At 49.3% G+C, this 7,862-nt stretch carries 5 protein-coding genes; all 5 read left to right on the forward strand.

Features of this window, described 5'->3' with window-relative positions; translation table 11 throughout:
• The first annotated feature begins 1 nt into the window (after position 1).
• The 5 genes from mfd (at position 2) to DXD02_RS11600 (ending at position 7,749) form a co-directional block, all read left to right on the forward strand.
• Complete coding sequence (mfd, locus tag DXD02_RS11580) at positions 2-3,526, forward strand: transcription-repair coupling factor (RefSeq protein WP_117805280.1); 3,525 nt, start codon at positions 2-4, stop codon at positions 3,524-3,526.
• Between the two features lie 187 nt (positions 3,527-3,713).
• The gene (locus DXD02_RS11585) at positions 3,714-5,093 is read left to right on the forward strand and encodes a SurA N-terminal domain-containing protein (RefSeq protein WP_118666874.1); all 1,380 of its coding nucleotides are present in this window, start codon (positions 3,714-3,716) and stop codon (positions 5,091-5,093) included.
• Positions 5,094-5,340: 247 nt separating this feature from the next.
• Positions 5,341-5,628, forward strand: a complete 288-nt coding sequence (locus tag DXD02_RS11590; RefSeq protein WP_117801644.1) for a hypothetical protein — start codon at positions 5,341-5,343, stop codon at positions 5,626-5,628.
• Positions 5,629-5,842: 214 nt separating this feature from the next.
• Positions 5,843-6,727, forward strand: a complete 885-nt coding sequence (locus tag DXD02_RS11595) for a homocysteine S-methyltransferase family protein (RefSeq protein WP_117510893.1) — start codon at positions 5,843-5,845, stop codon at positions 6,725-6,727.
• A 311-nt stretch (positions 6,728-7,038) separates the two neighbouring features.
• Positions 7,039-7,749 (forward strand): HAD family hydrolase, encoded by a 711-nt coding sequence (locus DXD02_RS11600; RefSeq protein ID WP_118666875.1) that lies wholly within the window; start codon positions 7,039-7,041, stop codon positions 7,747-7,749.
• Positions 7,750-7,862 lie beyond the last annotated feature (113 nt).

Raw genomic sequence — 7,862 nt, forward strand, 5'->3', positions numbered from 1 at the left:
AATGAAAGCGTTATTAGAACCGATCAAAGAAATTGCCCGTTTTGACGAGCTGTTCCGTGATCTGAAAAAAGGAACCGCAGGTGTGACGGTGATCTCGGGCTGTCTGGAAAGCCAGAAAGCCCATATGATCGCAGGTCTCTCCGAGGATGCCCCGGTGCGGCTTCTGATCGCGGAAAATGAATTAAAAGCAAAAGAATTATATGAGGATTACCGGCTGTACGATGCGGAGACGCTGTATTATCCGGCGAAGGACCTGATTTTCTATCAGGCAGACATTCACGGAAATCTGCTGATCCGGCAGCGGCTTCAGGTGATCCAGGCACTTCTTGAGCGGAAGGAAGTTACCATCATCACCAGTGTAGGGGGATGTATGGACTTTCTTCTGCCTCTTGGCGTGTTCGAAAAACATTGCATCCATCTGCGCAATGACAGCGAACTCGATCTGGATAAAATAAGAAAAGAGCTGGTGCGGCTCGGCTATGAGAGTACCTTTCAGGTGGAGTCGACCGGCCAGTTTTCCGTCCGCGGCGGCATTCTCGATATTTATCCGCTGACGGAACAGAACCCGATCCGGATTGAGCTATGGGGCGATGAGATAGATTCCATCCGAAGCTTCGATGCGGAGAGCCAGCGGTCGATTGAAAACCTCGAGGAAATCATAATCTATCCGGCATCGGAGCTGATTTTAACAGAGAATACGATTGCGCGCGGTGTGAAAGCGATTAAAAAAGAGGCGAAAGCGCAAAGCACAAAATTCCGCGACAAAATGATGACAGAGGAAGCGGCAAGGATCCGCCATGCAGCAGAAGAAATCTGCGACCAGATCGGAGAAGGCGAAATTCTGCAGGGAGCCGAACAGTATCTTCACTATTTTTATCCGGAGACCGTCTCGTTTCTTGAGTATCTGCCGGAGAACAGCCGCATTTTCCTCGATGAGCCGAACCGCATCATCGAGTGTGCCGATGCGCTGGAAGCAGAATTTCAGGAGAGCGTGAGCCACCGTCTCGAAAAGGGATACCTCCTGCCGGGACAGGCGAAGCTGATGTGCAGTACGGCGGAGCTTGTGGCAAAACTAAACCGCCGCGGCTGTGTTGCCGTATCGCTGATGGAGCCGCAGAAGGGCGAGTGGAATATCCGTGACGAATTCAGTGTGACGGTGAAATCGGTCAATTCGTATAACAATCAGTTCCCGCTTCTGGTAAAAGATCTGAAATCCTGGAAAAAAGCGGGTTACCGTATTGTACTGGCGAGTCCGTCGCGGACGCGGGCGCAGCATCTGGCAGAGGACCTGCAGAATGAGGAGATTCCGGCCTTCTACAGCGAGAATGAGGAGCGTGTTCTGAAACCGGGCGAGGTCATGCTGATCCACGGCGCGGCCCGCAGAGGCTTTGAATATCCGATGCAGAAATTTGTGCTGATTACAGAGACGGATATTTTTGGAAAAGAGAAGAAGAAAAACCGGAAGAAATCGGAGTATTCCGGTCAGAAAATCCAGAATTTTGCGGATCTATCGATCGGTGACTATGTCGTGCATGAGAGCCACGGTCTTGGTATTTACCGCGGTATCGAAAAAATTGAGATGGACCGCGTAACGCGTGACTACATGAAAATCGAGTATGCGGGCGGATCGAACCTCTATGTGCTGGCCACCCAGTTCGATACGCTGCAGAAGTATGCGTCCGGCGAAGCTGCAAAGGTACCGAAGCTGAATAAAATCGGCGGTCAGGAATGGAATAAAACGAAAACACGGGTTCGCCATGCGGTAAAAAATATTGCACAGGATCTCGTGAAGCTGTATGCCGAGCGGCAGGCGTCATCCGGCTATCCGTTCGGAAAGGATACGATCTGGCAGAAGGAATTTGAGGAACTGTTTCCGTTTGAGGAAACGGACGATCAGCTTGCGGCGATTGAGGCGACAAAGGCGGATATGGAGAGCAAAAAGATTATGGACCGCCTGATCTGCGGCGATGTCGGATACGGCAAGACCGAGGTTGCGATCCGTGCAGCGTTTAAGGCAGTGCAGGAGAGCAAACAGGTCGTCTACCTCGTTCCGACCACCATTCTGGCACAGCAGCATTACAATACATTTGTCGAGCGCATGAAGGATTTCCCGGTGCGCGTTGATCTTCTGTGCCGTTTCCGCACACCGGCCGAGCAGAAAAAAACGCTGGAGGATCTGAAAAAAGGACTCGTGGACATTGTCATCGGAACACACCGCGTTCTGTCGAAAGATGTGAAGTTCAAAGATCTTGGCCTTCTGATTGTCGATGAGGAGCAGCGGTTCGGCGTGACGCATAAAGAAAAAATCAAGCAGCTACAAAAAAATGTGGATGTTCTGACACTGACGGCGACGCCGATTCCACGTACCATGCACATGAGCCTGATCGGCATCCGCGATATGAGTGTGCTCGAGGAAGCACCGCAGGATCGTCAGCCGATCCAGACCTTTGTCTGTGAATACAATGAAGAAATGGTCCGCGAGGCGATTAACCGTGAGCTGGCGCGGGGTGGGCAGGTTTACTATGTCTATAACCGTGTCCAGTCGATTGCGGATATGGCGAACACGATTCAGAAGCTCGTGCCGGATGCAAATGTAGGCTTTGCGCACGGACAGATGAAAGAGCGTGAGCTGGAAAAGATCATGTACGGCTTTATCAACGGAGAGATCGATGTGCTCGTGTCAACAACGATCATTGAGACAGGACTCGATATTTCGAATGTCAATACCATGATTATCCATGATTCCGACCAGATGGGACTGTCACAGCTCTATCAGCTCCGCGGCCGCGTCGGACGGTCGAACCGGACTTCCTACGCATTTCTGATGTACCGCAGAAACAAGATGTTGAAGGAAGTGGCGGAGAAGCGTCTCCATGCGATCCGTGAATTTACGGAGATGGGAAGCGGCTTTAAAATTGCGATGCGTGATCTTGAGATCCGCGGCGCTGGAAATCTGCTGGGCGCGGAGCAGTCAGGCCATATGGAGTCGGTAGGATACGATCTCTACTGTAAAATGCTCGCAGAGGCTGTCCAGGAGGCGAAGGGCATCGCACCGGCAGAGGCGTTCGAGACAACGATTGATCTGAATGTCAGTGCCTATATTCCGGATAGCTACATCAGCAACGAGTCTCTGAAGCTTGACACCTATAAGCGAATTGCGGCGATTGAAAATAAGGAAGAGTATGAGGACATGACGGAGGAGCTGACCGACCGCTTCGGGGAACCGCCGAAAAATGTACAGAATCTTCTGGCTGTTGCAGAACTGAAAGCGCTGGCGCACTGTGCGTATGTGACGGAGCTGAAACAGATGGGCGATTCGGTACGAGTCACCTTACAGCAGCATGCAAAAATCGATGTGGCGCGGATTCCGGAGCTGCTGCAGAAATACCGAGACGAACTGAAATTCCAGATGGAGTCGCTGGCGTTTGTCTACACGCCGCGGCGGAGAAATTCAAAGGAAAAGATCGATCTGCTGGAGAAGAGCCATGCACTGGTGGAAGATCTGCTGCAGATCACGCAGGAGTGAAACACTCGCATACCCCCAAAATCGTGTGAAAAAGGCGTGAACAGGGAAGAAAAAAGTTGCCCTGTATCAGCAAAAAGGGTATAATAGAAAAAGCGTTTATAAAAATCGATGCAGGACCGGAAATTCGAATGTGTAAAAAGAAAAACTCTTTTTGAGCATACATTTCGTCCTGCATGAGGAGGAAGTAATGAAAAATTTAAAAGCAAAAGCAGTCTGCGTTATGCTGAGTGCTTCGATGGCAGCGATGGGACTGACCGGCTGCGGTTCCGACAATGTGGACGGAACAAAAACGGCAGTTACTGTAAATGACGAGTCGATTACACTCGGACAGGCAAATTTCATGCTGAGATATCAGCAGGCAACCATGTACAATTATTATTCCAAGATGTACTCTATGTACGGAATGCAGATGCCGTCTGAGATGTACGACAAGGAAGGCGACGATGGAAAGACTACCGGGGAAACGTTCAAGGAGCAGTCTCTTGATACGATCGAAAAAGAGCTTCTGATGCGGCAGCACGCAGAGGAATACGGAATTTCCCTGACAGACGAGGAAAAACAGCAGGCGAAAGAGGCTGCACAGGCATTCGCAGATAAGAACGGTGACGATGTGATGAAAAAGCTGCACGCAACCGTTGAGGACATCCAGGATGCACTGGAGCTGTATGTTATTCAGACCAGAATTTATGATCCGATCATCGCAGATGTAGATACCGAGGTATCCGATGAAGAGGCAAAGCAGACCTCCATCAGCTACATCACGGTATCCACAGCAGGAACCGAGAAGGATGACGATGGAAAAACGATTGATTTGACGGACGAGGAAAAAGCGGCAAAGAAAGAAATCGCACAGAGATTCCTGGATCTCTTAAAAGAGTCTGAGGATCCGGCAACCGCATCGTTTACCGATCTGCGCAAGGAGCTGAACGATCAGTTAAATGCGGAGAATACCGCAGATTCCACCGATTCTGCCGACAGCTCCGATGAGAGCAGCTCTTCTTCCGATGCTTCCGACACAAGCGCATCCGACGCTTCAAGCGCGAGCACATCGAGCAGTTCCGCCAGCGATTCCTCCTCTGAGGTTTCTTATCTGACCTCTTCCGAGACATCCTTTGGAACCGGATCGGAGAAAGACGATGACGATACCTGTTCTCTTGGAGATAAAGTAGCGGAAGAAGCAGCAAAGCTGAAGGATGGCGAGTATTATGACGGTGTCATCGAAGGCGACGATGCATATTATGTGATCCGTGTAGATAAAGCATTCGACGAGGACAAAACCGAGTCCAGAAGACAGACTATCATTTCCAACCGCAAATCGGATAAGTACAACGATACATTGGATGGATGGGTAAAGGAGAGCGATATCAAGGTCGCATCCAACTGGAAAAAACTTGAAGTAACGGACGCAGATCTGTATACGATGACAGTTGACAGCGCTTCTACAGATTCCACAGATGGAACCACAACCGACAGTACAACGTCTGACAGCACGACATCAGGCAGTACCGAAACGACATCGACAAGCAGCACAGGCACTGCTTCAACGTCTTCAAGCACTGCAGAATAAAAGCATACGATACAGGACAAACGGCAGCCGGATCCGGGAGAGGGATCCGGCTGCTGTTTGTGTCTGAAAATATTTTTGAATAAAAAAAAGAAAATAATAGGGAATTTGTAGAGTAAATTGACAATAGTAAGAAGTTCATTTAAAATGAAATTACAACCAGAGTGTATCTCGCAAATTGCGGAAATAATTTTTCAGACACGCTCTAATGTTCAGGCGAAAACGATGTACCAGGAAAGAAGGTGGAGAAATGAAGAAGGCAGTAATTTCCGTACTTGTCGGTACAGCAGTACTGGCTTTCGTTGCGTGTGGAAAAAATGCTGCAACGGAAAACAGTTCCGATTCGGGTGTTTCAACGGTATCGGCATCCTCGCAGGTGGAAAATGGACAGAAAGCAACCCGTGTGAATCAGGGAACAAATTTGTCTCCGGGGTCACCGAAAAATACCACATCCGGTGGAGGGAACAGCTCGGGCAGGACACATCATTCGGAGACGCATCATTCGGAGACACATCATTCAGACGCGCATCATGATTAAGGATGTCAGGGTTTGCTGAACATCCGTGAACGGAAACAGGAGAAGGGGTATCCAAAACGGATACCTCTTTTCTACTTGTCGGGAAAACAATACAATGCTATACTGAACATGAATTTGACGCGAAAAGCGCGGCAGGTTCAGAAAAAACAGCCGGGATTTGTCAGTATACGCGGACATGTGCTGCAGGTAACTCGGGCAGAATGGAGAAAAGAAAATGACAAGAGAAGAATTTGAACAGCTTGCCGGAGCAGGTGTCATTTTATTGGATGGCGCAACCGGATCAAATCTGACAAAAGCGGGAATGCCAAAAGGAGTCAGTACAGAGCTTTGGGTTCTGGAGCACCCTGATATTCTGGCAAATTTACAGAAGGCTTACGTGGAGGCGGGAAGCCAGATTGTCTATGCGCCGACCTTTGGTGCAAACAGATTGAAATTAGCGGATTATGGAAGAGAAAACGAGGTGGAGGAGCTGAACGCACGCCTGGTGGATATCTCGAAAAAAGCGCTTGCCGGAACGGGTGCGCTGATCGCGGGAGATTTTTCCACACCGGGAAAAATGCTGCAGCCAAAAGGCGATCTCTCTTATGAAGAGCTGCTGGAATCCTACACAGAGCAGGTAACAGCGGTAGCAAATGCGGGCGTTGATCTTCTGGTAGCGGAGACGATGCTGAGCGTAGACGAAACGTGTGTCTTTATGGATGCTGCACTTTCTGTCTGCGATCTGCCGATTATGTGTTCTCTGACGCTGGAAGCAGACGGTTCTGCCCTGTTCGGCGGAAACGCTGTGGAAGCAGTTGAGACACTGCAGGAAATGGGAGCATCCGCCGTAGGACTGAACTGCTCGGTCGGACCGGATCAGCTTGAGGCAGTCGTAAATTCCATGAAAAAAGTGGCAAGAGTACCGGTTATCGTAAAACCGAATGCCGGCCTGCCGAAAATCACGCCGACCGGTGAGGCAATCTACAGCATGGATGCGCCGACGTTTGCAAGATATATGAACATTCTGGTAGACGCGGGTGCAGGCATTGTCGGCGGCTGCTGCGGAACAACACCGGAGTATATTCGTCTGGTGAAAGAAATGCTGGATGCGAGAAAGTAAATCAAAGATTACAATTCGCAGGAAACTGTGAGATGTAATGAATTCCCCTGTTGCGGACAAAATCTGTACGGGGGAATTTTTTTTGCGTTACCAGAAACTTCGTTGAATTTTCCGATAAAGTAAAAAGCCCTCCGGGCAGGATTCTTTCTTACAGAGAGCAAGACAAAACAGGTTTCAACGATCTGGTCTGATGGACAGCCCGGGTAGAGAAAAAAGATAGGAAGTCTGGAAAAAAGACATGGAATTGTGGAGAAAAGTCTGGTAGAATACGTGTCGTGTGGAAAACTTTCCGTAAGAAAGGATGATGAAGGATGTATCAGAATTATATTTTTGATTTATATGGAACTCTGGTAGATATACATACGAATGAAAAGAAAGCGTATCTCTGGAAAAAAATGAGCCTGTTCTTCGGCATGAAAGGGGCCGCCTATGAGCCGAAAGAACTCCGGATGGCGTATGAGACAAAAATCAAAGAGCAGGAAGCTGCGCTTAAAATGGAATGCCGCGGCAGCCATGTACCGGAAATCGACATTGCGGATGTGTTCCGGCAGCTGTTTGAGGATCAAGCTGTTTCGGTAACGGAAAAAGAAATTGCAGATCTGGCGAAAATGTTCCGTGCGATTTCGATAGAAGAACTGAAACTGTTCCCCGGCGTGCCGGAAATGCTGCAGCGTTTAAAAGACGCAGGAAAGAAGATTTTTCTGCTGTCCAACGCACAGGCGCTTTTCACCGCGCCGGAAATTTCCCTGCTCGGCCTTACGAAATACTTTGACGGAATCCTGCTCTCATCGGATGCCGGTGTGAAAAAGCCGGATCCGGCGTTTTATGAGATGCTGCTGAAGCAGTATCACCTCGATCCGGCAGAATGCCTGATGACAGGAAATGACGACATCGCTGACTGCCACGGTGCAGCCTCTGCCGGAATCGCAAGCTGTTACGTGGCAACGCGCCAGTCACCGAAAATCAATGGTCCGCTGCCGGAAAACTGTGAGAAGATCGCGGCGATTGCAGAGTTGTTCTGATTAAAGAGCATTCAGCAGCACTCCTGAAAAAATAATGCGAAAAAAGGGGCTGTCGCACTACTGAACCGCTCCCCGTCAAGTAGACAATTGAAAAAATATAAATTTTTCCTGCC

Source organism: Blautia sp. TF10-30, from assembly GCF_003481245.1.
Classification (GTDB): Bacteria; Bacillota; Clostridia; order Lachnospirales; family Lachnospiraceae; genus Fusicatenibacter; species Fusicatenibacter saccharivorans.

Bases quoted from the DNA above. Each gene is read 5' to 3' on its own strand.
- mfd (WP_117805280.1), top strand. From the start codon at position 2: ATGAAAGCGTTATTAGAACCGATCAAAGAAATTGCCCGTTTTGACGAG.
- DXD02_RS11585 (WP_118666874.1), top strand. From the start codon at position 3,714: ATGAAAAATTTAAAAGCAAAAGCAGTCTGCGTTATGCTGAGTGCTTCG.
- DXD02_RS11590 (WP_117801644.1), top strand. From the start codon at position 5,341: ATGAAGAAGGCAGTAATTTCCGTACTTGTCGGTACAGCAGTACTGGCT.
- DXD02_RS11595 (WP_117510893.1), top strand. From the start codon at position 5,843: ATGACAAGAGAAGAATTTGAACAGCTTGCCGGAGCAGGTGTCATTTTA.
- DXD02_RS11600 (WP_118666875.1), top strand. From the start codon at position 7,039: ATGTATCAGAATTATATTTTTGATTTATATGGAACTCTGGTAGATATA.